The 24,995-nt window shown below is 41.8% G+C and carries 26 protein-coding genes and 4 riboswitches; of the genes, 9 read left to right on the top strand and 17 right to left on the bottom strand.

From position 1 onward, the window contains the following. Positions 1–10 precede the first annotated feature (10 nt). From thiE to K7887_RS05965, 12 genes are all read right to left on the bottom strand, one after another. Positions 11–658: a thiamine phosphate synthase gene (thiE, locus tag K7887_RS06020; RefSeq protein ID WP_223492644.1), complete on the bottom strand. Its 648-nt coding sequence runs from the start codon at positions 656–658 to the stop codon at positions 11–13. After that, complete coding sequence (thiD, locus tag K7887_RS06015; RefSeq protein ID WP_223492643.1) at positions 655–1,458, bottom strand: bifunctional hydroxymethylpyrimidine kinase/phosphomethylpyrimidine kinase; 804 nt, start codon at positions 1,456–1,458, stop codon at positions 655–657. The genes thiE and thiD overlap by 4 nt, the downstream gene beginning before the upstream one ends. Positions 1,459–1,473: 15 nt before the next feature. After that, positions 1,474–2,502, bottom strand: coding sequence for a MoeB/ThiF family adenylyltransferase (locus K7887_RS06010; RefSeq protein WP_223492642.1), 1,029 nt, complete (start codon positions 2,500–2,502; stop codon positions 1,474–1,476). After that, positions 2,502–3,269, bottom strand: coding sequence for a thiazole synthase (locus tag K7887_RS06005; RefSeq protein WP_223492641.1), 768 nt, complete (start codon positions 3,267–3,269; stop codon positions 2,502–2,504). The genes K7887_RS06010 and K7887_RS06005 overlap by 1 nt, the downstream gene beginning before the upstream one ends. 1 nt (position 3,270) lies before the next feature. Continuing rightward, positions 3,271–3,492: a sulfur carrier protein ThiS gene (thiS, locus tag K7887_RS06000; protein ID WP_399209300.1), complete on the bottom strand. Its 222-nt coding sequence runs from the start codon at positions 3,490–3,492 to the stop codon at positions 3,271–3,273. Continuing rightward, positions 3,476–4,606, bottom strand: a complete 1,131-nt coding sequence (thiO, locus tag K7887_RS05995) for a glycine oxidase ThiO (RefSeq protein ID WP_223492639.1) — start codon at positions 4,604–4,606, stop codon at positions 3,476–3,478. Before thiO ends, thiS begins: the two co-directional genes overlap by 17 nt. Next, positions 4,603–5,217 carry a thiazole tautomerase TenI gene (tenI, locus tag K7887_RS05990; RefSeq protein ID WP_223492638.1) on the bottom strand — a complete coding sequence of 205 codons (615 nt, stop codon included), beginning with the start codon at positions 5,215–5,217 and terminating at the stop codon, positions 4,603–4,605. The genes thiO and tenI overlap by 4 nt, the downstream gene beginning before the upstream one ends. Positions 5,218–5,316: 99 nt before the next feature. After that, positions 5,317–5,423: riboswitch (TPP riboswitch) on the bottom strand. A gap of 60 nt (positions 5,424–5,483) precedes the next feature. After that, positions 5,484–6,278, bottom strand: a complete 795-nt coding sequence (locus K7887_RS05985; protein WP_223492637.1) for an energy-coupling factor transporter transmembrane component T family protein — start codon at positions 6,276–6,278, stop codon at positions 5,484–5,486. Further along, positions 6,259–7,716: an ABC transporter ATP-binding protein gene (locus K7887_RS05980; RefSeq protein ID WP_223492636.1), complete on the bottom strand. Its 1,458-nt coding sequence runs from the start codon at positions 7,714–7,716 to the stop codon at positions 6,259–6,261. The genes K7887_RS05985 and K7887_RS05980 overlap by 20 nt, the downstream gene beginning before the upstream one ends. A gap of 11 nt (positions 7,717–7,727) precedes the next feature. Next, positions 7,728–8,309, bottom strand: coding sequence for an ECF transporter S component (locus K7887_RS05975; RefSeq protein WP_223492635.1), 582 nt, complete (start codon positions 8,307–8,309; stop codon positions 7,728–7,730). 11 nt (positions 8,310–8,320) lie between these two features. Next, positions 8,321–9,004: a thiaminase II gene (gene tenA / locus K7887_RS05970; RefSeq protein WP_223492634.1), complete on the bottom strand. Its 684-nt coding sequence runs from the start codon at positions 9,002–9,004 to the stop codon at positions 8,321–8,323. A gap of 103 nt (positions 9,005–9,107) precedes the next feature. Next, a riboswitch (TPP riboswitch) is annotated at positions 9,108–9,214 on the bottom strand. 74 nt (positions 9,215–9,288) lie between these two features. Beyond that, positions 9,289–10,569, bottom strand: a complete 1,281-nt coding sequence (locus K7887_RS05965) for an MFS transporter (protein WP_223492633.1) — start codon at positions 10,567–10,569, stop codon at positions 9,289–9,291. 185 nt (positions 10,570–10,754) lie between these two features. On the opposite strand from K7887_RS05965, the gene K7887_RS05960 reads away from it, so the two are divergent. Then, positions 10,755–11,735, top strand: coding sequence for an SDR family oxidoreductase (locus K7887_RS05960; protein WP_223492632.1), 981 nt, complete (start codon positions 10,755–10,757; stop codon positions 11,733–11,735). A gap of 282 nt (positions 11,736–12,017) precedes the next feature. On the opposite strand, the gene K7887_RS05955 is transcribed toward K7887_RS05960, so the two are convergent. Both K7887_RS05955 and K7887_RS05950 read right to left on the bottom strand, forming a co-directional pair. Further along, entirely contained in the window at positions 12,018–12,824 is an 807-nt protein-coding gene (locus K7887_RS05955; RefSeq protein ID WP_223492631.1) for a VLRF1 family aeRF1-type release factor, read from the bottom strand. A gap of 106 nt (positions 12,825–12,930) precedes the next feature. Next, positions 12,931–14,991, bottom strand: coding sequence for a transglycosylase domain-containing protein (locus K7887_RS05950; protein WP_223492630.1), 2,061 nt, complete (start codon positions 14,989–14,991; stop codon positions 12,931–12,933). A gap of 260 nt (positions 14,992–15,251) precedes the next feature. After that, a riboswitch (purine riboswitch) is annotated at positions 15,252–15,353 on the top strand. Positions 15,354–15,452: 99 nt separating this feature from the next. On the opposite strand from K7887_RS05950, the gene ade reads away from it, so the two are divergent. From ade to K7887_RS05935, 3 genes are all read left to right on the top strand, one after another. Beyond that, positions 15,453–17,174, top strand: a complete 1,722-nt coding sequence (gene ade / locus K7887_RS05945; RefSeq protein WP_223492629.1) for an adenine deaminase — start codon at positions 15,453–15,455, stop codon at positions 17,172–17,174. 101 nt (positions 17,175–17,275) lie between these two features. After that, complete coding sequence (locus K7887_RS05940; RefSeq protein WP_223492628.1) at positions 17,276–17,791, top strand: universal stress protein; 516 nt, start codon at positions 17,276–17,278, stop codon at positions 17,789–17,791. 137 nt (positions 17,792–17,928) lie between these two features. Beyond that, positions 17,929–18,378: a hypothetical protein gene (locus K7887_RS05935; RefSeq protein ID WP_223492627.1), complete on the top strand. Its 450-nt coding sequence runs from the start codon at positions 17,929–17,931 to the stop codon at positions 18,376–18,378. 72 nt (positions 18,379–18,450) lie between these two features. On the opposite strand, the gene K7887_RS05930 is transcribed toward K7887_RS05935, so the two are convergent. Continuing rightward, a complete protein-coding gene (locus K7887_RS05930) occupies positions 18,451–18,690 on the bottom strand; it encodes a hypothetical protein (protein WP_223492626.1) in 240 nt (79 codons plus the stop codon). 312 nt (positions 18,691–19,002) lie between these two features. Here K7887_RS05930 and K7887_RS05925 point away from each other — a divergent pair, with 312 nt between their 5' ends. Genes K7887_RS05925 through K7887_RS05915 form a run of 3 tightly spaced genes read left to right on the top strand, consistent with a single transcriptional unit; the run spans position 19,003 to position 20,273 of the window. Continuing rightward, positions 19,003–19,596: a TetR/AcrR family transcriptional regulator gene (locus K7887_RS05925; protein WP_223492625.1), complete on the top strand. Its 594-nt coding sequence runs from the start codon at positions 19,003–19,005 to the stop codon at positions 19,594–19,596. 4 nt (positions 19,597–19,600) lie between these two features. Further along, the gene (locus K7887_RS05920; RefSeq protein WP_223492624.1) at positions 19,601–19,957 is read left to right on the top strand and encodes a DMT family transporter; all 357 of its coding nucleotides are present in this window, start codon (positions 19,601–19,603) and stop codon (positions 19,955–19,957) included. A 1-nt stretch (position 19,958) separates the two neighbouring features. Beyond that, entirely contained in the window at positions 19,959–20,273 is a 315-nt protein-coding gene (locus K7887_RS05915; RefSeq protein WP_223492623.1) for a DMT family transporter, read from the top strand. A 440-nt stretch (positions 20,274–20,713) separates the two neighbouring features. Here the strand turns inward: K7887_RS05915 and K7887_RS05910 are convergent, their stop codons facing one another. Further along, positions 20,714–21,964, bottom strand: coding sequence for a dicarboxylate/amino acid:cation symporter (locus K7887_RS05910; RefSeq protein ID WP_223493589.1), 1,251 nt, complete (start codon positions 21,962–21,964; stop codon positions 20,714–20,716). 316 nt (positions 21,965–22,280) lie between these two features. Between K7887_RS05910 and K7887_RS05905 the strand changes: the two genes are divergently transcribed. Then, complete coding sequence (locus K7887_RS05905; RefSeq protein WP_223492622.1) at positions 22,281–22,511, top strand: hypothetical protein; 231 nt, start codon at positions 22,281–22,283, stop codon at positions 22,509–22,511. A gap of 84 nt (positions 22,512–22,595) precedes the next feature. On the opposite strand, the gene K7887_RS05900 is transcribed toward K7887_RS05905, so the two are convergent. After that, on the bottom strand, positions 22,596–23,498 hold the full coding sequence (locus K7887_RS05900) for an aldo/keto reductase (RefSeq protein WP_223492621.1): 903 nt from the start codon (positions 23,496–23,498) through the stop codon (positions 22,596–22,598). A 179-nt stretch (positions 23,499–23,677) separates the two neighbouring features. Here K7887_RS05900 and K7887_RS05895 point away from each other — a divergent pair, with 179 nt between their 5' ends. Continuing rightward, positions 23,678–24,505, top strand: coding sequence for an STAS domain-containing protein (locus K7887_RS05895; protein WP_223492620.1), 828 nt, complete (start codon positions 23,678–23,680; stop codon positions 24,503–24,505). A gap of 166 nt (positions 24,506–24,671) precedes the next feature. Next, positions 24,672–24,867: riboswitch (cobalamin riboswitch) on the top strand. The last annotated feature ends 128 nt before the right edge of the window (positions 24,868–24,995 follow it).

Below are 24,995 nucleotides of genomic sequence, written 5' to 3'. Positions count from 1 at the left end.
GAATTAGTGATTATTTTGTGACAATGTTGTGAATACGACTAAACTCTTTTGCTGCTTCCAAAGCCGATTCCGCTTTTGAGATGGCAGAAATCACCGCAACTCCATCGGCCCCAGCCTCTAACACATCCAACGCGTTTCCCGCATTGATGCCGCCGATTCCCACAATGGGAACCTTCAAACCAGCGTTCCTAATCTCCCTGATTACCTCCGGCCCCTTCACTTCCCTGATGTCCTTTTTTGTGGCAGTAAAGTACATAGGTCCGACTCCGATATAATCTGCACCATCATCCACAGCCGCTGCAGCCTCTTCCACTGTGTGACAAGAAACACCGATAATCATCCCAGGTGCTAGACGTTCCTCCACCACTGAAAAAGGTGTATCTTCTTGCCCAATATGCACGCCATCCGCTTCAACCTCCAAAGCTAAATCAATGTCATCATTCACAATAAACGGGACGTCATGCCTCTTACAGATTTCCTTAAGCTCCCGTGCAAGCTTCCTTTTTTCCATCCCTACCTTGGCACCATTCCCTTTTTCACGAAACTGAAAAAAACTTACACCTCCGTTGATTGCTTCCTGCAGCACAACCCTAGGATCGCGACCATCACAATCAGTACTCCCCATCACAAAATATAGGTTCAGCCACTCCCTCTTCATACCCCTACACCTGCTTTTCGGTATGCCCAATGATTAGTCGGGCCATGACCACTTCCAATACCAAGCTCTATCTCAATGGCAAGATGAATAAATCGTTTAGCCGTCACGATGGCATCCTCTGCTTTACAACCTTTAGCAAGTCCAGCCGCAATAGCCGCCGCGAACGTACACCCTGTTCCATGAGTATGCCTTGTATCTATGCGCATACTTTTCAACTCCAAAAAGCTACTGCCATCATAAACAAGGTCAATCAGCTCATCTTCTTCCCCATGCCCGCCTTTGATGACAACATAGGAAGATCCGAGTCGGTGAAGCATTCGGGCCGCTTCCTTTCTCCTGTCTATTGTATCCAGCGTCATTTCCGTCAGCACTTCTGCTTCAGGGATATTTGGCGTTGTAACGGTTGCTAGCGGTAAAAGTTTTTCCCGGATGGCCCTAATGGCATCCTCCTGTAAAAGTCTTGCCCCGCCTTTGGCTATCATGACGGGATCCACCACGACATTCCCCCAGCCATGTTCTGCAATTTTTCCGGCTACAGCCTCTATGATGACGCTGCTGAAAAGCATGCCGGTCTTTAAAGCATCCGGACGTAAATCCTCTGCAATGGAATGCAATTGCTCCAACACCATGTCCACAGGAATCGGATAGACGCTTTGGACCCCTAATGTGTTTTGAGCGGTCAAGGCGGTGATGGCCGACATCCCATACACATCCAGCTCCTGGAACGTTTTGATATCTGCCTGGATGCCGGCCCCTCCGCCACTATCGGAACCTGCAATTGTTAATACTTTTGCTACCATAGGTTTCTCAGTCCCTTATCCTAAATATCGGTGATACAAAGTTTTCGCTCTAGCAATATCTTTTGTTCCATGAACTAGCACTCTACCGTCTTGGAAAGCTACCAAACGATGGCCTTCAACATGAAAGGACATCAAGTAAGGATTTGATTCTACGCTTATTCCCTGAGTTATTAAAAGTTCTTTAAGAACCCCCAGATTTCTTCCTTCTGGCATTGTTTCCGCCGGCCTTATCTGCACAGAATCCCTTCCGCAGAGGACAGCCGTTTTCGTCTGGTTTTCAAAAGATAGATGAGGATACGTCTGATTTTCTCCACAACTTAAGCACTCAGGGTCCTTCAATTTTTCTACATTCAAGGAGACATACTGTCCTTTCCATAGATCGAAGGAAACGAGCTTACGATTGCAGTCCCTTCCGTTCCCAGAAAGAATTTTCAACGCATCTGCAACTTGATGCGCGACCACCATCCCCACAGCCGGGGCAATAATTCCGACTGTATCGCAGGTTGCCCCTCCCAGTGGAACGGTTTTCAGCAAACACTGCAAGCAGGGGCTTTCGCCTGGAAAAATCGTAAAAGAGATACCGTAACTTCCCACACACGCACCATATATCCAAGGAACACCATGCTTTTGACTAATATCATTCATAATCATGCGGATATCAAAGTTATCGGTTGCATCAAGCAATAGGTCAAACCCCTCTTTTTTCACCAGTGCATCCAACATATCTACCGTTACATCCGCAATGTACGCATTTATTTCCACTTCTGAATTGATCAGCTGTAGCCGTTCCTTTGCTGCCACCGCTTTTGGCATTTTTTCACGAGCATCCTTTTCGCAATAAAGCTGTTGACGTTGAAGGTTGCTCCACTCCACATAATCCCTGTCTATGATGGTGATTTTTCCGACTCCAGCTCTCACCAGTGCCTCCGCATTTCCCGTGCCCAATGCCCCAGCACCGATGAGCAACACGTGTTTCGCACCGATGCTTTTTTGACCAGCCGCTCCAATCGGTGCGAACAGAGTCTGACGTGAATATCGATCCATTACCCCACACTCATTCCTTCACTTGGACTGCTGGCTGTCGCGTAACGTTTCTTCTCCATTCTTCCAGCCTCATACCCCAGACGCCCAGCTTCAATTGCAAGTTTCATAGCCTCTGCCATTTTCACGGGATTTTTTGCTGCGGAAACAGCCGTATTCAATAGCACACCATCGGCTCCCAACTCCATCGCCTTTGCAGCATCTGCTGGTGAACCGATTCCTGCATCCACGATAACCGGTACATTGGACTGTTCAATGATAAATCCTAAGTTCAATTCGTTGATAATTCCTTGTCCGGAACCGATTGGAGAAGCACCTGGCATGATGGCGTGGGCCCCAAGTTCTTCTAGTTTTCTAGCAAGCACTACATCATCTGAAGTATAAGGAAGCACCGTAAAGCCTTCTTTTAAAAGTTCTTCCGTTGCCTTCAACGTTTCGACCGGATCTGGCAATAGTGTTTTCCAACAACCGATTACTTCCACCTTAATCATGTCGCAAAGCCCGGAAGCCTTCGCAAGCTTGGCAATTCTTACAGCTTCTTCCGCCGTTTTGGCACCTGCTGTGTTCGGTAATAGCGTGTATTTCTCCAAATCTAACTTTTCCAGAAAGTTTGGCTGACTTGCTTCAAAGATGTTCATTCTTCTAACCGCGAATGTCAGTATTTCCGATTCTGAAACATCCACCGCCTGCTTTTGGATATCAAAGTCTGGGTACTTCCCTGTTCCTAACAACAACCTGGAATTAAAGGAATATGAACCAATTTTCAACATATTAACCGCCTCCTACGAAATGTACTAATTCGAATTGATCTCCATCTTGCACGTTCTCTGCCACATGATCTTCCTTTTGCAGAATCTCTTTATTCTTTTCCACTATGACCACTTTCTGGTCCAGTTGAAAATGCACTAACAGTTCCGATACGGTCTTCACTGAATCCGGAATTTCGATAGCGTCACCATTAATAATTAGTTTCAAACTACTCACCCCTTGCATATTCTTTTACTCTATCTAACTTAAAAGCTTCCATATAAACAGGCAAAGGCTCACCTTGAATCATTTTTGTTACAAGTTTTCCTGTGATGGGGGATAGTAGGATTCCATTCCGATAATGTCCGGTAGCGATGACAAGATTCTTATATTTCGGATGCTGCCCCAGATATGGAAGACCATCCCCCGTTTGCGGGCGTATCCCTGACCAAGCTTTCTCAAAAGTGGCGCTCTTCAAAGCCGGAAGCACTCTGGCAGCTTCCTCCATTAACTGAAAAAGCCCACCTACCGTAACATTCTCAGAAAAAGTGTCAGGGATCATCGTGGCCCCGATAACTAGCCTGTTTCCGCTTTTCGGAACAATGTAACAGCTTTCTGTAAAAATAGTACTTGCGAGCAATGGTCGCTCTGTGATGACAGAGAAGCACTCCCCTTTTACCGGATATGCGGAAACGGTCACGCCGCACTCACCAAGCAGCCTTTTACTCCAAGCGCCTGCTGCAACGACTACATTTCCCCCATGAAACGTACCGTTGCTTGTTTCAACACCTTTAACGGTACTCCCATCCATCAGTAGCGAGTACACCTCTACATACTCTTTCACTTCCGCTCCAAGGTTGACGGCCGATTTCGCAAATGCATGGGTAAGTCGTTCAGGGTTGACATGGCCATCCATCGGAATGTCCATCGCCCCCAACAGAGCATCCGATAGTTGCCCCTCCCTTGCTGCTACTTGTTCAGGCGCAAGCCATTCTGCCCGTTCCCCTAGCTTTTGTTGGAAGGCAATCGTGCTTTTTAGGTGCCGTTCCTCTTCCTCATTCATGGCAAGCTTCAGCATCCCTTTCTGCACAAGTTCTATGTCGATTCCCGAGTGCTCCTTCAATTCGTACTGAAGAGAGGGAAACATCGCCCTGCTTTCCTTGGCAATATCAAAAAGTGCTCCTTCTTCACTCACTTCTACCTGGGCTCCAAGCATGCCTGCAGCTGCACTCGATGCCTTGCCCGCCAACTTTTCCCTTTCCAAAAGCAATACACTTCTTCCTTCACCGGCAAGATAGTACGCAATGGAACAGGCGTTAACACCACCACCGATAATAATTACGTCATAGCTTTTTTTCATCCAATCTCCTCCTTTTCGGCAAGCAATGCTGCTTGAAAGGCTTTCGCTGCATGAGCGTTATTATTTGCATCCATGATTCCGGACATGACCGCAATCCCACCGGCCCCGGCACTCCTTAATTCCTGAAGTTTGTCAGGAGTTATTCCACCTATGGCAATAACGGGTATCTTCAAGGATGTTGTTAATCTTTTTAATCCCATCAGTCCTTTGGGTATCAACCCCTCCTTAGAAGAGGTCGAATAAATATGGCCATATACGACAAAATCAGCCCCATCCCTTTCTGCCTGTATTGCCTCTTCGTAACTATGTACCGACTTCCCCACCCTTAATTCAGGAAAATTTCTGCGAATCTCTGAAACTCCAAGACTGTGATAAGCCAGTTGTACGCCGCCGACATGAAGCACATGGGCAACATCGATACGGTCGTTTATGATGATTTTCCTGGGCTGGATTCCAGATTTAATCAGCTCATCAACCAGCTCAAAGACCTCTATTGCACTTCGGTGTTTTTCTCTTACATGGATGAAATCCACTGACTCATGGACTTCACACAAGATAGCTACAAGCTCTTCCTTCGTTTTTTTACCATCCGTAATAAGATGTAATTGCAAAGATTCTCACCCTTTTGTAAAACTTTTTACAACGCAAAAAACCCACTCTTTAACGTAAAGAGTGGGTTTTATCTATGTGTGGTATGTATAGCCAACAGTGATAGAACATTTCCACTTCCCTACGCTAGTACAAACTAGATCAGGTTCAAAGGGTCTGGAAATTACTCTTTCCATCTCAGTCACTATTGACTCCCCTAGTGTTACGAGTTATTTAATTGATGGCTTCAGTATAGCACACAATTCCTAATTTTCAAAAGAAATGCATACTATCCGCTGTATCTGACATCCGTTACTGGTACATAGGGTAGCCTTATGCCAAGATAAAGGGACAAAGCAATCATCAACAGGATTAAAAACACGAACCAAAGATCCATCCGGGAGTAGCCCAACTCGTAATAAAAGGTACGATTCTTTTGATTACTGAAACGCTTCGCTTCCATTGCCACAGCAATTCGATGGGCTCTTCTGATACTTTGGGAGAGTAAAGGGATGCTGTAAAAGTACATCTTTTTCAACAAGTTGCCTTTCTGCTCCACTCCCCTAACAATCAGCGCCTTCCTCAAGGTGAGAAACTCCTGTAGGATTAACGGCAAAAGACGGATACCCGCCATAAAGCTATAAGCAAATTTCGGCGGTAGCTTCCATTGCTGCATCAATGAATAGAATAAATATACCGGCCGGGTCGTCAGGGCGAATATCAACCCGCAAAAAGCAAAGGCAAGGGACCGTAACCCTAAATGAATTCCACGATAAAAACTTTCCTCCGAGACATGAATTAATCCGAATTCCAACCAGGTGGTTTCTCCCTTTCCAAACAGAACCATTGAGACAGCCGATGTGAAAAATAAAAAGACAAATGGAATCAATAAAAGAAGCTTCAGTTTATACGATTGCCCCGTCATTAAAAGATAGACTAACAATAGAATTCCGGTTAAGTTCAGCATGATATTGATATTATGAATGAACAGGACACCTATAAAAAGGAGGACCATCCCTAGTAGTTTGAAGCTCGGATTAATATCATGCATCCATGATTTATTTTTATAAAGCTCCAACTGCATCCTTTTCTCCCCTGCCTCTTAATCTCTCCTTACTCCTCATATCAATAAGGTTTCCATCCTTTACTGTCCAAATGGTGTCAGCAAACTCGGTAACAATGTTCTCATCATGTGTAACCATCAAGATAGCGACGCCTGCTTCCTTTAATGCTTCCAACCATTCCAGCATGGCAAATGTGTTTCTACTGTCCTGGCCAAATGTCGGTTCATCCAATAGAAGAATACTCGGCTGATGGATGACAGCAGCCGCTACGCTCAGCCTGCGCTTTTGGCCAACGGATAATTGGTATGGATGGTGATGACGCACGTGGTCCAATTGGAAAAGTCTCAGCATTTCCTCTACCTTTTCCAATACCAATCCTTCGTCCATTTTCTTTAGGCGCAGTGTATAAGCAACTTCCGCTTCCACAGATTTGGTTACAAATTGGAATTCAGGGTTCTGGAAAACGAAAGTTACCTTGTCAGTGGGGATATTTATGACCTTTTCCCCATTAATTTCGAGGGTTCCTTCTGTCTTTAACAACTTCATTAACGATTCCAGCAATGTGCTTTTTCCAGCCCCATTTTCCCCTACCACGGAAATCCATTCTCCCTTACGAATTTCCGCTTCCTCCACATAAATCTTTTTCTCTTTCCCACGAAAGCCTGAATAACCGTTTACTTTTAACACCGTTTCAGCCTCCATGTTAAGCATGGAGAAGGGTTTTCTGTTTTTCAAATAATTCTCCCAAGCACCTGGGTACCATATTCCATATTGGTTTAAATGAGAAAGCGAGGTTTTAAAGACATCTTGCGTCTTACCATCAGCAATTATATTTCCAGCGTCATCCAACACAATGATCCTTTCCACAAAATCAAGCAGCTGCTCCACTTTATGCTCCACGATGATGACGGTTTTATCATCTGCCACTTTCTTAATGGTATCCCATACTTCCCTGGTACCTTCTGGATCTAATAACGCGGTCGGTTCATCCAAAAAGAGTACATCTGGCTCCATCGCGAGGACAGAAGCAATGGCAAGCCGCTGCTTCATCCCTCCTGAGAGTTGCTGGATTTTCATGTGGAAATTCGGTAAGTCCAACCCCACCAAATCAAGGGCTTCTACAATCCGTCTTCCCATCTTCTCTCTTGGAACGGCGAGGTTTTCCAGTAAAAACGCAAGTTCTTCATCCACATAGGGCATACAAAACTGTGCATCCGGGTCTTGGAAGACATATCCCCATGAATTGGGCAAAAGCTGCTCTTTCACAATCATCGGCACTTCCACCACTTTGGGAATGAGTCCTGCCAACACTTGAATAAGAGTCGATTTCCCGCTTCCGGAGGGGCCAAGGATCAATACCTTTTCCCCTTTTCTAATCTCGAAGGATAAGTCTTCAAAGATTTTATCGCCACCTGGATATTTCAGTCTTAAATGGTCTAATCGTATGATTGTTTCCATTCTCTTACCTCCTATTGCCTTAAGGAGTCATAATCCTCCTTGCTCACCGGTCTTAAAAGACTTGTGACTCCCGTTGCCTCTAGCGCTTTTACCAAAACATAAGCAAGTACTCCCGCTAAAAGGACCGCTCCGATCAAACGGAAAGATATTAGCAATGTGACATTCCACCATACATAATCAAACAGGTATCCTCTAAAAAGGTCCAATAGAAGCGAACCTACACCTGCTGCGGCACCTGCAAGAGATGCGACAAGCACATCAAACCGCTTATAGCGGAAAGCCATGAATACCATTTCAGCAAAAAGCCCTTGTACGACACCATATATCAACACCATCAATCCATATTCAGACCCTACCAAGAATTCACCTGATGCGGCTGCCACTTCCGCCAGAAAAGCGACACCGGCTTTTCTGATCAGTAGATAAGCAACCGTTGCAGCAATGAACCACATGCCATATGTCAGCTCTTGAAGCTGCAATCCGAATGGAGCTAGCACGTTATAAACCGGGGCCCAAATTTTATAAACAACCCCAAACACCAATGCAATAATGACCGTCACCAATATATCTGTAAGCTTTAATCCTTTGTTCATATTAATTCCCCCTAAGCCTTCACTGCGGCTTCAGATACCGGCCACTTTTCCAAAGTGTAGGCCATTTCCCAGAAGGAATATTCATACTGACTGCTGATGATGAAATATTCAAGCCTTCTGGCTTTCTCTTCCTCGGTTGCCTTGTCTGCCAATTCATCCAATCTATTGATCTGCTCTTCCACAAGCTCCTTGAACCATTCTCCACCATATGCTGCAATCCATTCTTGATAGATCGGTTCCGCTGGAGTGCAATCTTTTAATCTCTCACCAATTTCATAATATAACCAGTAGCAAGGAAGCAGGGCTGCAATCACTTCTCCCAACCCACCGGTCAATACAGCACGATACATATGGGAAGTATAAGCGTGTGCGGTCGGAGCTGCCTGGAATGCCGCCTTCTCTGCCTCTGTCACCCCAAGGCGTTTTGAAAAATTTTCGTGCAAGGATAATTCCGCTTCATATGTACCTTGTGCATGTGCTGCTAGTCTTGCTGTCGTTTGTAAATCAAAAGCCTTTGCTCCGGCATATGCTTGAACTTTTGCAAAATGGCTTAAATAATAGGCATCCTGCAGTACATAATATTTAAACGACTCCAATGATAAAGTTCCATCTGCTATCCCTTTTACAAATGGGTGATGGAAGCTCGCCTCCCAAATGTAATCCGCTTTCTCTCTTACCAACTGTGAAAATTTCATTCTCCATTCCTCCTAAAAATGTTAGTAAATGCAAAAAACCACCTTCCTCGCTTGCGCAAAGAAGGTGGTGAATACACTAATACAGCTGAACTTTTAAATGAAAAGTGTCTCGACCCCACTTCCCTACGCTGGTGTTAACCAGATCAGGTTCTAAGAGTCTTGAAGTCACACTTCAATCTCAGCCTTATAAAGGCACCCCTAGTGGTAGATTCGTATATAGTTGTCGGAAAGCAATTTCTGATACCTATGTTAATTTGCTTTTTCTATTTTGTCAAAGAATAATTTTACACAGAAGCGGAATTTTCCAATCCTTCCGCTGACTCTTCCTCTTCTGTAGCGTGTTTAGGCAAGGTGAACATATAGAAAACCCCAACAAACAATAAGCAGCCGCCTACAAGAAGGTGAAGCCCTTCCACTGAAAGGATTTTTTGAAAAGTCAACGCAATGACTCCGAGAGTAATAGACTGAGACAACATCATCAATGGCGTAATCCAGCCCTGTACCCTGCCCATCATTTTAGGATCTACAATCCTAGGCAGCCATCCCCCAATTCCAATGTTGACAAAAGGCAGGCCAAGACCAATTAAAGCAGTGAATGCCAAATAGTAATACATATCCGGGCTATATCCACTAGCCACGACAAAAGCACCAGAGACACCCAAACCAATGATGACCATTTGATATAGTTTCAGCTTCTTCGCCATCATCGAGGCAATAATGCTTCCAATCAAAACCGAGATGCCAAATACTACTCCCATCACCATCATGAACTGCTCGTAGTCTGTTGGAGCAAGTTTGTATTTAAGTATATATGCCGGCATGACGGAAAGCCCCCCGTTTACGATCCCAAAAACAAAGAAACCAATGATAAGGTAGACCAACAAAGGATTTTTTATAATATAAAGCATTCCATCTTTAAAATCATTCGCTACAAACCTGACATTAAGTTGCGTCCATTTGTGTCGGCCATTCGGAAGGACCACCTCTTCTTCCAATTTACAAGCCCTAATTAAAACAGCGCTCACCATATAAGTGACAAAGCATACAAATATAGCACCTTGAAGGCCTACCGTCCAGTAGATAAAAATTCCTAACGCATTGCCAAACAGCATGAACAAACTGCTTGTCATCTGATTTAGTCCTGCTGCCACTGTATATTCATCCTTTGTAAGGATTCCTTGGATGATTGCAGCCTGGGCAGGATGGAAAAATTTCGATACAGCACTTCTTAAGAACAACAACCCGAATACGAGCGGCATCCAATCAATATATATAGCCCCCATAAGTGCCAACGACAAAATGGCACAAATCAGATCACTGTAAACAGCAATCTTCTGTCGATCCATTCTATCTGCTAGTACTCCTACCAGAAAGAAGACAGCAAGTGTAGGCAAAGAATACATTAATTCCGTCAATGCTGCATAAAATGGCTGATCTGAATATCTGTCCAACAAATACAGCATCAGAGCTGCGATACCAACGATACTTCCCATTGTCGACGTAAAAGACGACCAGAACAGCAAACTGTAATTCGGTTTCTTGAATATGGCAATCATATTTTTCATCACTTGTCCTCCACTATTCATTATCTAAAATAAGTTTAACTTCTTTAGAAATTGCCCGTAACCGACTGTCGGTTCTATTTTTCTCGGTCTGGAGATGGAGAACAAGCAACAAAACAATTGCATAACCCAAGTTATCACTGAAATATACATGTAGTTGTGCATAGAAAGATTAAAGGAGGTTTTATATGGACTCATTTGACAAGCAGCGGCATATGGAGGAGCTGAGACAGTTTCAAGATTGGTTTGAATCGAATAAACAAAAAGAGCCCTACCCCTTATACCCTAATTATGGAAAAATAACAAAATATCAAGAAATACCAATCAACTTTCCGGAACAGCGACAGTTACAGCAGCCTGGTTTGGAAAAATATATGGTTCCAAAGCCCATTATTGAAAATCCAAATTATAAGGGCAGTGGAAAGCTGAAGGGAAAGGTTGCACTCATTACTGCCGGGGATAGCGGGATAGGTGCAGCGACAGCGATTTCTTATGCAAAAGAAGGTGCAGATCTAGCCATCTCCTATCTTGATGAACATGAAGATGCGAACCGAACAAAATCTCGGATTGAAGAGCTGGGGCAACGATGTATCCTTATGCCTGGGGATTTAAGAGAGAAGAAACAATGTGTGGCAATTGTAGAACAAACAATCCAAGCTTTCGGAAAGTTGGATATTCTGGTGAATCATGTGGGAATACAATTCCAACAACTAAGTTTGCTTGATATAACCGATGAACAGTTTGACGACACGTTTAAGGTGAATATTTATTCCCATTTCTATACAACCAGAGCTGCATTGCCTTACTTAAAAACCGGCAGTTCCATCATTAATACCGCCTCCGTAGTCGCTTATGCGGGGGAAAAACAGTTGATTGATTATACTGCTACCAAGGCAGCGAATGTCGGGTTTACACGTGCGCTTGCCAATAGTATCGTTGACCAAGGTATCCGCGTAAATGCCGTCGCACCTGGAAGAACTTGGACACCACTAATTCCTGCAAGTTTTTCTTCCGATCAAGTAGCAGTGTTTGGTGCATATAACCCCATGAAGCGGGCAGCTCAACCATTTGAATTAGCCCCCACTTATGTTTATCTCGCATCAGATGACTCCCGATTCGTTACAGGGCAAGTCCTGCATGTAAATGGAGGAGAGTTTACGGCTTCTTGATAGAGGAATAGAGATGTTTCTCTAAACCTCACTTTGATCAAATATTTCTAAGGAGTGAATCCTTTTGAGCTACGAATTTAACCCTGAAGTCAAACTATTGTTAATCAATCAATCGGATACAAAAGTCCAAATGGTTTACCAACCAAATAAATGGCCCATGCCCAAAATTGGACCGCGCCCTCCGTACTACACAGAACCAATATATGAAGCGGAATATCCTGTTATATAGCTCCAGGGACCATAATGAAAGCCCCCTTTATGATTAGGGGGCTTTACCAAAAGTTAAGCTAATAACTTCTCTAATACAGTATTCTCATTTTCGTTTAAAAGGTTCTTCTGAATAATGGCGTCCACCTTTTTATTCATATATCCTTCCAGCAATTCTGCTTCTCCTTTATCTCCAACTAATATTATTTTCTCCCACTGCTTATCCGCTGCCTTTTTATCAAGCTTGCTGCCAAGGCTCTTTACCCACCTCTTCTGATTCGCATTGATGCGATCTTCGTAATGGTCCACCTGGCTCGCCGTTTTAATGGCTCCGCTTCCCATACTAGAACTGTGATGTGATGGACCTTGATGCATTCTCCAATCATCTATTTCCAAATCAAATTCCATCGACTCACTTTCTTCTAACAGGGCAAAAATTGATGTAAGAATTTTGATTTCATTCTGTTGCATAAGAACAAACCCAGTTAAAGGGTATGCCTGATACATTTTTTGAAGCTCATCGAGTACAGGATATTCCTCCCAATAAAAGTTGGTCGGCACAGAGACCTGTAATTCAAAAGTCTCCCATAGTCCGCTATCAGCAGATGCAAAGATGATTAGGCCTCTCGGCATTTTCCGTTCCATACCTTCTACATACTTTTCAACATTCTCACGAATGGAACGCAATCTCTTTAACTCTTCCATACTGCTAGCTTCTATATATTCCTCTAATCGATTGAACCCATTCTTCAATGCTATCTTCCATTCGCCACCTTGCTGGTCTGGATGACTGCGATCGGTGTGCAAATATAAGCTTAGTACCTTGTCTGGTTTAGTAAATCTCATGTTTGAAAGTTTCTCCATCGTCTTATGATAGGTCACAAAATCCCTCCATTAAACTTTTGGTTTAATAGTCTTTATCACAAAATTGAATGGTCTAAACATATAAAAACCACCTTCCTCATTTATTAGGGGAAGGTGGTTACTGTTAGTCATCGTCATCTCGGTCTTTCTTCTTGCCACGCTCTTTCTCTTTTTCTTCCTTTTTCTTATTTTCTTTTTTCTTATTCTCTTCTCTTTTCTTTTCATCTTTCTTCTTTTGCTCTTTTTTGCTTTGCTGCTCTTGCGCCTGCTTTTTCTCTTCCTTCTTCGCAAAATCTTTCTTTTTCTGCAAGCTTGCTGGAAGGTTGAGCGATTCTACCGGCTCTCCTTCAAGTGCTTCACTTACAACCTGTTGGAAGACTTTCGCTGAAGGGCTTCCCGCACCAGAGATGATTGGAAGAACGTTGTCAGCAGATTCTTTATCAAACCCAATCCAGAATGCCCCAACAATTTGGGGAGTGAAACCAACAAACCACTGATTGGAAGTGGCGCCATGGTTATTATCAGCTGTTTGAGTAGAACCTGTTTTTCCGGCAACTTCCCGTCCATCAATGATTGCGTTCTTCCCACTTCCTTCTTCGACAACGCCTTTGAGCATAAAGTTCATTTTTTGAACAGCTTCTTCGGAAAAGACACGTTCCTTTTCTTCCTCAAAAGAAGCCACTTCTTTTCCTGTTACTGTTTCTATCTTAACGATTCCATGCGATTCAATAATTTCCCCGTTGTTTGCATAGACGGAGTACGCTTCGGCCATATGTTTCGGGGAAACGCCATGAAATCCGCCCAATGCTATATTTCCGAGCGTACGATCTTCTTTTTCATCCACCGGCAAGTATAGCTTTTTCGCTGCGTCCATGCCTTTTTGAATCCCCATATCATACAGCAGGGAAACCGCAGGAATGTTATAAGAATTCAACACTGCATCATACATAGAAACTTCACCACGGAAATCCAACGTATGATTTTGTGGCTTGTAATCACCAAATTCAGTAGGGGAATCATTTAACATGTCATACACATCATATCCCTCTTCAAGGGCAGGTGTATAAACAAGTAACGGTTTTGCTGTTGATCCAGGCGGCTTCTTAAGCTTGGATGCACGGTTAAAATCACGGAACTGATAATCCCGGCCACCTATCATCCCTAGAATTCCACCTGTTTTCGGGTCAAGCAGAACCCCACTGCTTTGCGCCACCTCTCCGGACTTACCGGTAGGAAAATTCGCTGGATCTGCATACACTTTTTCAAGTGCTTCCTGCACCTTGGGTTCGAGCGTCGTATAAATACGATATCCTCCAGCAAGGAGTTCACTCTCACTGATGCCATACATTCTTTCTGCCTCATCAATAATGTAATCCGTAAAGCTTGGGTATTTCCCTTTATGAGGATCAACATGACGCGTTTCAAGTTTTAATTCCTCTTTTTTTGCCGCTTCCACTTCTTCAGCCGTAATGAATCCTTGTTGGTGCATGAGTGATAGCACCAAGTTTCTGCGCTGAATGGAGCGCTCCTCATTATTTAATGGGGAAAGCGCAGATGGAGCTTTGATTAACCCTGCCAATGTTGCAGACTCGGCAAGTGTCAGATCTTTCGGGTCTTTTGCAAAATAAACCGCGGCTGCCCGCTTAATTCCCCATGCACCTTCACCAAAGTAGATTTGATTAAGATACAGGCTTATGATTTGATCCTTTGAGTAGGATTTTTCCACTTTTTTTGCTAAGAAGAATTCGTCCGCTTTTCGTTTTAATGTCTTATCATGAGATAAAAAGACGTTTTTGGCCAGTTGTTGGGTAATCGTACTTCCACCCTGCACATAGCCCCCAGCTTTAACATTTGTTGTAAGGGCACGTAAAGTCCCTACAAAGTCAAACCCGTCATGCTCATAAAATCGCTGATCTTCTACGGCTACAACCGCCTGTTTCATCACTTCCGGAATTTCATCAGATGGTACACCTTCTATCTGATTGGAGGTAATCCTGCTAGCGACTTCCCCACCCCTATCATAAAGTACCGATGATTGCGGTAATGGATCTGTCAGCGCACTGACGTCCCTTGTATTAATATATAATTGCATTCCAAGCAATATAATTAGAGCCAGTAACCCCGCAATAAGAAGTACCGCTCTCAAACTTACTTTTCGTTTAGACTTACTTGCTCTTTCAGCCATAAGAACCCCCTATATGCAACAAAACTAATAATAGGTATTCGAATGCCACCCGCTCTTTTTTAGGGTGACATGCATAAACAAAGATTGGCCACATTAAAATATGTAAAAGCCATTCATCTTTGTTGATAATACCATTCCTCAACGTTAAACACTATTACATACCCTTTTTCTACAAAAATGAACCCCTTTTCCCAAATTCGAAATTTTCCCGCTACAAATAGGAGCTTGACGTCTATTCCTCCACCCCACTATAATGGGAAAAATACTCATATTGAACTACTCGTATAATCTTGGAGATATGGTCCATAAGTTTCTACCAAACTACCGTAAAGAGTTTGACTACGAGAATCCCCACCCTCTTATTGTAACTGTAAAAACAGTGCAAAAAGATTGAGGGGTATTCTCCATGGTCGAACTCCAAGTTATTGCTTGGAGTTTTATCTATTTTGGAGGGGAAAAACATGACACTTAACTTGGAATCTATGATAAAAGCAGCAGCAAAAAAGACAAAAGCAGACCTCGTTATTAAAAACGGAAGAATCATAGATGTATTTAATTTAGAGATAATAGAAGAAGATATTGCCATAAAAAACGGCATGATTATTGGTATAGGTAATTATGATGGGGAGGAAGTGGTAGATGCTGAAGGAGCATTCATTTGTCCCGGCCTGATTGATGGGCATGTTCATATGGAATCCTCCATGATCCATCCCCACTATTTCACCCGGACAATTCTGACACATGGAGTCACTACCATCATTACCGACCCTCATGAAATTGCAAATGTAAGTGGGACGTCAGGAATTCAGTTCATGTTGGATGCTACAGAAGAATGTCCGATTGATGTCTTTTTCATGCTACCATCTTGTGTTCCTGCTACATCTTTCGAACACAACGGAGCCAACATCGAGGCACATGACCTTGCCCCATTTTACAATCATGAGAGGGTCATCGGATTGGCCGAAGTGATGGATTTCCCAGCTGTACGTGACAGCGACGAAGCAATGGTAGCAAAATTGGCACAAGCAATACAGCATGATAAGAAAATAGATGGACACGGCGCAGGCCTTGCTCCTGAGGACTTGAACATCTATGCCTCTGCCCACATAAAAACCGATCACGAATGCGTCACTGCACAAGAAGCAAAAGAAAGACTAAAGCGGGGAATGTATGTCATGATGCGGGAAGGAACCGTAGCTAAAGATGTCAGGTCTTTAATCCATCTAGTAAATGAGCGAAACGCAAGACGTTTTCTATTCTGTACTGACGATAAACATCTTGATGATTTGGTGAATGAAGGTAGTATCGACCATAATATCCGAATCGCCATTCAAGAAAGACTTGACCCACTGCTAGCCATTCAAATTGCCACATTAAATGCCGCAGAGTGTTTCTCATTAAAGGATAGAGGAGCGGTGGCGCCAGGGTACCTTGCAGATTTACTATTCATTGAAGACCTTGAAAAGTTCACTATCAAAGATGTCTATAAAAATGGAAAAAGAATAAAGGAACAGGATCATCTACACTCTCCAATCGCCGTTCCAGATCTATTAAAAGATTCTGTAAACATGAAACCTATTCATAAAAAAGATTTAAAAATAAGTGTGGAAACAGATCAACCATGCAATATTATAGAAATCATCCATAACAGTCTTGTTACCAAGCGTATAAAAGAAACCGTGACAACCTATAATGGAGAATTTGTACCAAACATCGAGGAGGATCAATTGAAACTCGCAGTGATTGAAAGACATAAGTGTCGTGGTCATATTGGCCTTGGTATCGTTAAAGGGTTTCAAATAAAAAATGGAGCAATAGCATCCACTGTAGCACATGATTCTCATAATATTGTCACAGTTGGCACCAGCGATGAAAATCTGTTAATTGCAGTCCAAGCGATAGAACAAATGAAAGGCGGCCTGGTGGTTGTTTGTGAGGAAAAAATAGTAGCCTCATTGCCACTTGAGATTTCGGGGTTGATGTCCAATATGCCGACAGAAAATACTCTTTCGTCCTTGAAAGATCTTCATGATGCGTTACAACTAATCGGCAGCCAAAATAACTTTAATCCTTTTGTAGCATTATCCTTTTTAAGTCTTCCTGTTATCCCGGAATTGAAGTTAACAGATACTGGACTTTTTGATGTAACAAAGTTTGAGCATATTATCATTCAAGCAAAATAGAGGTTTTGCACATCTTCTCTCTTGTTTTAAAAGTTATTGCTTAGGGTATTTAATTTATAACAATGAACTTACTTAAAATGAGGAAAAAGGAGCAGATAAAAATGGAAACTTTCAATAATATTTTAATTGCTTATGACGGTTCCAAGAGCAGTTTGAAAGCAGTTCAAATGGGGATAAATATGAAAAAAAAGTTACACTCACACCTTACCATTTTACATGTTCTAGAAGAAACATCTGTAAATGTCCCCATCCCAGCTACTAGACCTGATACACTTCCTGCCGGTGGAATGGGCAATGTGGACGGATTGAATATCTATACAAATAATGTGAAAGATAAGGTGCCTAGTCAACAGCGAGTTGCTACAGCCGAAAATGATGCCACCACACAATCATTAAGTGAGGTTCATGCCCTATTATCACAAGAACGAGTGGAGGCACAAGTAGAGGTCATGCAAGGTGATCCAGCCAAAACAATCTGCAATTTTGCCGACACACAACAAAACGACCTCATCATTATCGGTAGCAGAGGCCTTGGAGGACTAAAGAAATTAATTCTGGGAAGTGTAAGCGATAAGGTCACAAACACCGCTAACTGCCCCGTGTTAATAGCAAAATAAAAACAAGACTACTCAGGTTTCCTTATTGGAAGCCTGATATTTTTTTGGCCTTTATTCATGCAAAAACAATCTTTTGTTTCACCAACCTTTGGGCGCCTGCATACCGTATAGAGAATTGAATAGAAGGGAGCAATCCTATGTATCCTTATCGTCAACTTAGTTTTCCACCATTCGGACCGCCTCCTGGTGGTGGGCAAGGGCCTGGTTTTGGGCCACCTTCTGGAGGACCACCTGGATTTGGACCACCTGGAGGGCCAGGGCAAGGGCCAGGATTCGGACCGCCTGGTGGTGGGCCTGGGGGAGGACCCGGGAGTGGACCACCATCTGGACCGCCTCCATCTACTCCACCACCCCAAACTGCCAGCTTCGGTGCCCCAGGTGGGCCTACTGCTTTAGCAGTGGATCCGGGTGCATTTTATGGATGTTTATATCGCTTTACATGGGTAAGGTTAAATAATGGGGAGCAATTCTGGTTTTACCCTACCTTTATCGGAAGAAGATCTGTGGCTGGTTATCGCTGGTTCTTTTTTACTTGGATGTACTTCGGAATAGACTCTAATCGTATTCGTTCTTTCCAATGCGTGTAAGACGCTGAAAGAAGCCAGACATAAGATTAAGCATACTAAAAACACACCACAGTCCCTCTGTGGTGTGTTTCGTTATCCCTGTATCTTCTTTGCTTCTATATTCACTTCTTCGTCATTTTCCTTCATCTTGTTTATCATGTTGTGAAAAGCACTCCACTTTGATAACTTATCAATGGCTTCTTTTTCAGATTTCACACCTGTAACCTTGAAAGAATTATCATTAACGGACACTTCATATGCCGGCTGAGCAGCCTTTTGCGCTTTTCTGTTTTTCTCGCGCTCCATATGTTTATTAATTCTTTCTACACTCAAGATAATACCTCCTTACTGTAATCTCTAGTTGTGAGTCGATGTGTATTGCTTTGAGCTCCTTGTCGTGAGGTTGCTAAACGAATGGTTTTTCCTATGGCTCTATGCTCGGTTTGAGATTTAAAAAGAGCCTGCCTCTTCTCCAACTTGGCTTTTAACCTCTTATTCACATCAATTCCTCCCTCATCTCTTAGCTTTTTAATACCCTTTTCATTCAAAAGTAAAACTCATTGATTTATTAGGATACTTATCATATAATATGATTCATCGCCAAACTAACGAACGGTAGGTAGTTTAATCTTCAGGAGGTATAACATGTCTTACTCGACTTCGGATCTTATCAAACAGCATGCACTCCAACTTTTCGCTCAAAAAGGATATTTTGGTACATCTTTAAATGATGTAGCATCATTAGTTGGTATTAAGAAACCTTCTTTGTATGCTCATTTTAAAAATAAAGATGATTTATATATCACCATCCTGCAAGAACTGATGGACACGTTTATTGATAGAGTCGCTATTGATTCTTTGGAGATTCAATCAAGTTCTACAAAGCCATTGTTAAAGCGTCTACTAATTAACATGATAGATTTCTGGAAAGACGAAACACTGGGTTTATTGTATAAACGCACCCTACTTTTCCCTGAGGAAAAATTCCGATCATCTATACACGAACATTTTCTTCAAACAGAATCGTATACGACTGATATTTTGTCTAACATTTTTAGCAAAGGACTACAAAACGGTGAAATCCCACCACAACCGCTAGAACCTCTTATTGACGCATATTACTGCTTGATTGATGGATTGTTTGTACAACGGTTCTTTTATTCCAGTTCTGACTTTGACAAGAAAGCGGAACATGCATTTGAACATTTTTGGAAAGCAACTGAGATAGGAGGAAAATAGCAAAATGCAATGGATGTATATTTTTATCGCAGGTCTATTGGAAATTATCTGGGTAATAGGACTAAGGTATTCGGAAGGATTTACTGTTCTAGTGCCTAGTATAATAACCCTTATTACATTGGCAATAAGTTTTTATTTGTTTTCTAAGTCATTAAAGTTTTTGCCAATCGGAACGGCATATGCCATTTTTACAGGCCTTGGTGCAGCAGGAACAGCAATTGTAGGGATATTATATTTTCAAGAGTCAGCAAGCCCTTCCAAACTGTTTTTTCTAAGTCTTATGCTGATTGGAATCATTGGTTTAAAAATGACAACTTCTGATGATACAACGGAAACAGAAGTTCTAGAGGAGGGGAATTAAAATGGCTTGGATTTTCCTTACCATAGCTGGAATTTGTGAAATCGGGGCAGTGGCATCCCTTAAATTAGCAGAAGGCTTCAAAAGGCTTATCCCTTCTATTTGTTTTGTAGTAATCGGCTTGTCTAGTTTCTACTTTCTGTCCCTTGCCTTGAAAGAAATACCTATGGGCACTGCTTATGCTGTCTGGACAGGAATCGGTTCTGCGGGAAGTGTAGTCCTTGGGATGATTTTCTTTCAAGAATCAAAAGACAGAATCCGAATCTTTTTGCTATCACTAATAATAATCGGCGTAATCGGCCTGAAGATTTCACAATAAAAAAACTTTAGTTTATGTTTAATCGCCGCTGTTTCTTTCCGCAAATGGCTTCGCTTTCCGCGGGACGGTGCTTGAGCCTCCTCACTTCGTTGCGGGGTCTCAACCAACCGTTACTCCCCCGCTGGAGTCTTCGCCATTTGCTCCAATCCACAGCTGAAAATTGAGTGGATTTTACGTTAATGCTTTTCCAGTTAACTCGGTTAGATACTTTTTCATAAACCCTTAAATGAATGAAGCCATCTTGTTGATTGGAGTGGAAGGCGCGCAGACGCCCGCGGGAGGAAGGGACAGGGAAGACCCCACAGGGCGAATGCCCGAGGAGGCTTCCGGACCGCCCGCAGGCAAGCGAAGCGCCTGGAACGGAATTCAACAGTGTTTTATACTTTCTTCTTTTATTAAAAAAAGCCATTCCAGATATACAATCCGGAATGGCTTTCCTTTTATATTCTTTGTTCCTCTGGTAATTTAACTTCTCCATCTTCAGATTTTGCAACTATATAAGCACATGCTGCATCACCTGTGATATTAACTGCTGTTCTAGTCATATCAAGCAGACGGTCAATTCCTAGTATCAAGGCAATTCCTTCAACCGGAAGTCCAACCTGTCCTAGCACCATGGCAAGAAGGATGAATCCTACTCCCGGTACACCTGCTGTTCCGATACTCGCAACAACAGCCAAACCTACGACAGTTAGAAGTTGCGTCAAACTTAAGTCAATTCCGTATACTTGAGCAATAAATACCGTGGCAACACCCTGCATGATTGCTGTACCATCCATATTTATGGTCGCACCAAGCGGTTGTACGAAGCTACTGATCCTCTTTGGAACTCCAAGGTTTTCTTGTGCGACATCCATGGACATTGGTAAGGTTGCATTACTGCTTGATGTACTGAAAGCAACACTCATTGCAGGAATGAAACGCTTGAAGAACGTAATTGGATTGATTCTCCCCAAGAAGAATAACGCACCGCCGTATGTGATAAAGAAATGTAAGAATAAAGCTAAAATAACGACTAAAAAGTATGCTCCCATAGCCTTAATAGCATCTAAGCCAAGTCCGCCAACTGCTGAAGCAATTAAACCAAATGCGCCATAAGGAGCTGTTTTAATTACGATATTTACAAGCAGCATGACGATATCATTTGCTTGTTCAAGAAGGGTTTTTACCTTTCCTGCTTTTTCCCCCAATGCATTTATGGCAAATCCAAGTAATACGGAGAATGAAATGATTTGCAACATTTCACCTTCAGCCATTGCTTTAATCGGGTTTGTTGGAATAATGTTTAAAAGGGTTTCCATAACCGGAGGAGCTTTTTCCGGTGTATCTTCTTCAGCTAGTTCATCAACCAACATACTTTCAAAGTCACCGGCAAGTCCAGGTTGAATAACGGAAGCAAGTGTAAGTCCGATTGTTATGGCGATACATGTTGTAATCAAGAAAAATAAAATGGTTTTTAAACCGATACTTCCAAGCTTTTTTGTATCTCCAAGTCCGACCACTCCAAGTGTGATGGAGATAAGAACAATTGGGACAACTAGCATAGTGATAAGGTTAAGAAATATTTTCCCTAGAGGTTGAAATAGATATGTATCTAATGGTTTGAATAAGGACGGTGCATAAACATTCAATGCAAGGCCAACTAAAATACCTAATATAAGACCGATAATTATTTTCTTCGTCAATGTCATTTTCACATTGAAATCCTCCCTTTTGTAATACTAGTATAATTTCTCTTTTCGAATTTTGGTGATTCTTCCTTTCATTCGACAAAAGGCGACTTTTTTCATTCTACGTGGTATTTTTATTTCTGTAAAGTGATTTATGATAGACCAATTTCTCAACACCTGTTATAATACACAATAAAAAGATCAAAAGTCGGGTTGTATTCCTTTCGTAAATTTGATATATTTAACAACTGATTTCTACTTTTATTTACCCATTATTTTAACTTTTATAGCATTTACAAATAGAAAATTTTTCATGCAATCAATGGAGGGGTTTTAGATGAAATTACTTTGGAGGGTACTCGTTGCAATATTTGTCCTTATTGCTGCAAAAGTCGCTTTGGATTCCTATCAAATAATTAAACTTGCTGCTGGTGGAGATCACATCAGAATTGATCCGGCATTGTATTTTAACTTATCCTATGTGATTTTTGGTTTAATAGGATTGATGTTTTTCTCGGATATTTATAAGAAACACATGAAAAAACGAAACAACCAGTTAAAATTTTAATGGTACTTCACCCAATTATTAGGTGATGTCCAAATAAAAAACCAGGCCCAAGGTCCTGGTTTTTTATTATGAAAATATAATAAATTAATCTACTTCTTTTCCTTTGGATGCTTCTAATATTTCAAACCACTGCTCTTTACTTAATGTGATATTCAATGAAGAAACCGCCGAATTTACTCTTTCTAGCTTTCCTGAGCCCACAATTGGGATAATTTTAGAAGGGTGATTTAGTAACCAAGCATATAATACCTGGTCCATAGATTCTGCCCCTGTTTCTCCCTGTATTTTCTCCAATACATTTCTTACACGTTTTACCTTGTCATCTGTACTTGTGAAAATACTTCCTCCGCCAAGAGGAGACCATGCCATCGGAGAGATTCTATCCATTTGACACTGTTCGATTGTTCCCTTATCGAAGTGCTCCAAATGGGTAGCCGAAATTTCAATCTGATTAGTTACCAACGGTTCATCTAAATAGGAGTTGAGTAACTTAACTTGAGAAGGTGCAAAGTTGGATACGCCAAAACGCTTTACCTTCCCTTGTTCTTTTAACCTAGTGAAGGCTTCTGCCACTTCACTTGGATCCATCATTGGATCTGGTCTATGTATTAAAAGAATATCTATATAATCTGTTCGAAAATTTTCTAATGAACGTTCCACAGATTGAATGATATGCTCCTTGCTTGTATCATAATATTTTATATTATGGTCTGGTCTATTAGATGATATTAGCTTGATTCCACACTTCGTCACTATCTCTATTTTGTCCCTTAGTGAAGGTTTGAGTTCTAATGCTTGTCCAAATTGCTCTTCTACTGTGTAATTACCATAGATGTCTGCATGATCAAAGCTTGTAACTCCAAGATCCAAACACTGTTCTATAAATTCCACAACCTCTTCCTTGCTGTAACCCCAATCATTCAAACGCCACATTCCATGTACAATTCTAGAGAGGGAAACATCTTCTGCTAACTGAATTCTTTCCATACAAACACTCCTATCTGTTCAATATTATGAAATTATACCTCTTTTACGTATTATTAGCCAAAAATACTGCTTATTTCCTATTCTTATCTAGTAAATGATATACATCTTTTAGACTTTAAATTAAAATAGAAATAAAACTAGAGATTAAAATACTACTGTAAATAAGAAAGGATTCTACCATGACCAAGACGGCACACTCCCTAATAGGACAAAAATTAATAGATTCACAGAATGAAGTAGCTGCTAGCATGCTATCGGAAATACAGAATGCTTATCCTGATGTACCGCAATATCGAGAAGAAGAAGTAGAAGTTCAGGTCAAGGAAATCTTTAGAACGTTATTGGTATTCTTAGGTGAATATGTCCTCGATCCTGAAAACAATGTTTTAGACCGCGCCAAACAATGGGGAGAATCTGTAGGATTCATGTCTGTGAAGGCTGGCGGATCACTTGAAGAAACGCTCTCTAATATGACGTTATATAAAAAATGTCTATGGGAGTTTATACAACGTGAAGGTGTGGAAGCTGGGCTTCATATGAATCAGATTACAGATATTTTCATTTTAATAGATGAAATTTTCAATATTATCGTTTATGGATTCAGTCACGCCTTTTCCATCGCTACTGAACAGAAAATGTTAGAAACCAAAGCTTCTTACATTCGACTGTCTATCCCGATAGTCCCTTTACAAAAAGGGATGGGAGTGTTGCCGCTTGTCGGAGAAATTGATGAGATTCGCGCTGGAATACTGATAGAAGAGACGTTGGAGAAAAGTAAGAATCTTTCCATTTCCAACCTCATCATTGATTTTTCCGGTGTTTACCGTTTAGATGAAACAGTTCTGCACACCATGGACCTGCTTATCCGCTCTCTCAAGCTAATAGGCATCACACCAATCATTACAGGCCTGCGCCCGGAACTCAGCCTACAATTCATCAACTCCGGACTCATCCTAAGAGACATTCAAATCAGCGGCTCTATAGAGCAAATATTACAAGAACAATAAAAAAATCCTGCCGGGGTCAGACCCCGGCAGGATTTTTCACCTTCACGTCGAAGCCTCCATAAAATGTCTTGCCATTTGTTTGTGTATCCATTATGATAGTACTATCATTCACACAAAATACCATATATAGATTAAATGAAACATCTATATATCTACATATAGTAATTTTAACTTTTGCGATAAAGGTGTCTTTTTATAGACTTAATAGGGAATCCGGTGAAAATCCGGGACTGTTCCCGCAACTGTAAGTGCAGACGATTTTGAGAAACCACTGTACATGAACGCTTAACGGCTCTTGTATGGGAAGGTTCAAAATAGGAAGAAGCACGAGTCAGGAGACCTGCCTTTACCGATTTAGTTTCTCTTTCTTCGGGAGTTGAGAAGATGAAACGATACATAGAACATGGTAAAAACAGGACAAGGTTCTTTGATTATTTCTGACGCACCTCAGCATATTTTCTAGGAACCTAAGAACCCTCCTGCACTCTTT

The sequence above is a fragment of the Sutcliffiella horikoshii genome (genome assembly GCF_019931755.1).
GTDB lineage: Bacteria > Bacillota > Bacilli > Bacillales > Bacillaceae_I > Sutcliffiella_A > Sutcliffiella_A horikoshii_E.
This window is presented reverse-complemented; position numbering and strand designations above follow the sequence as displayed.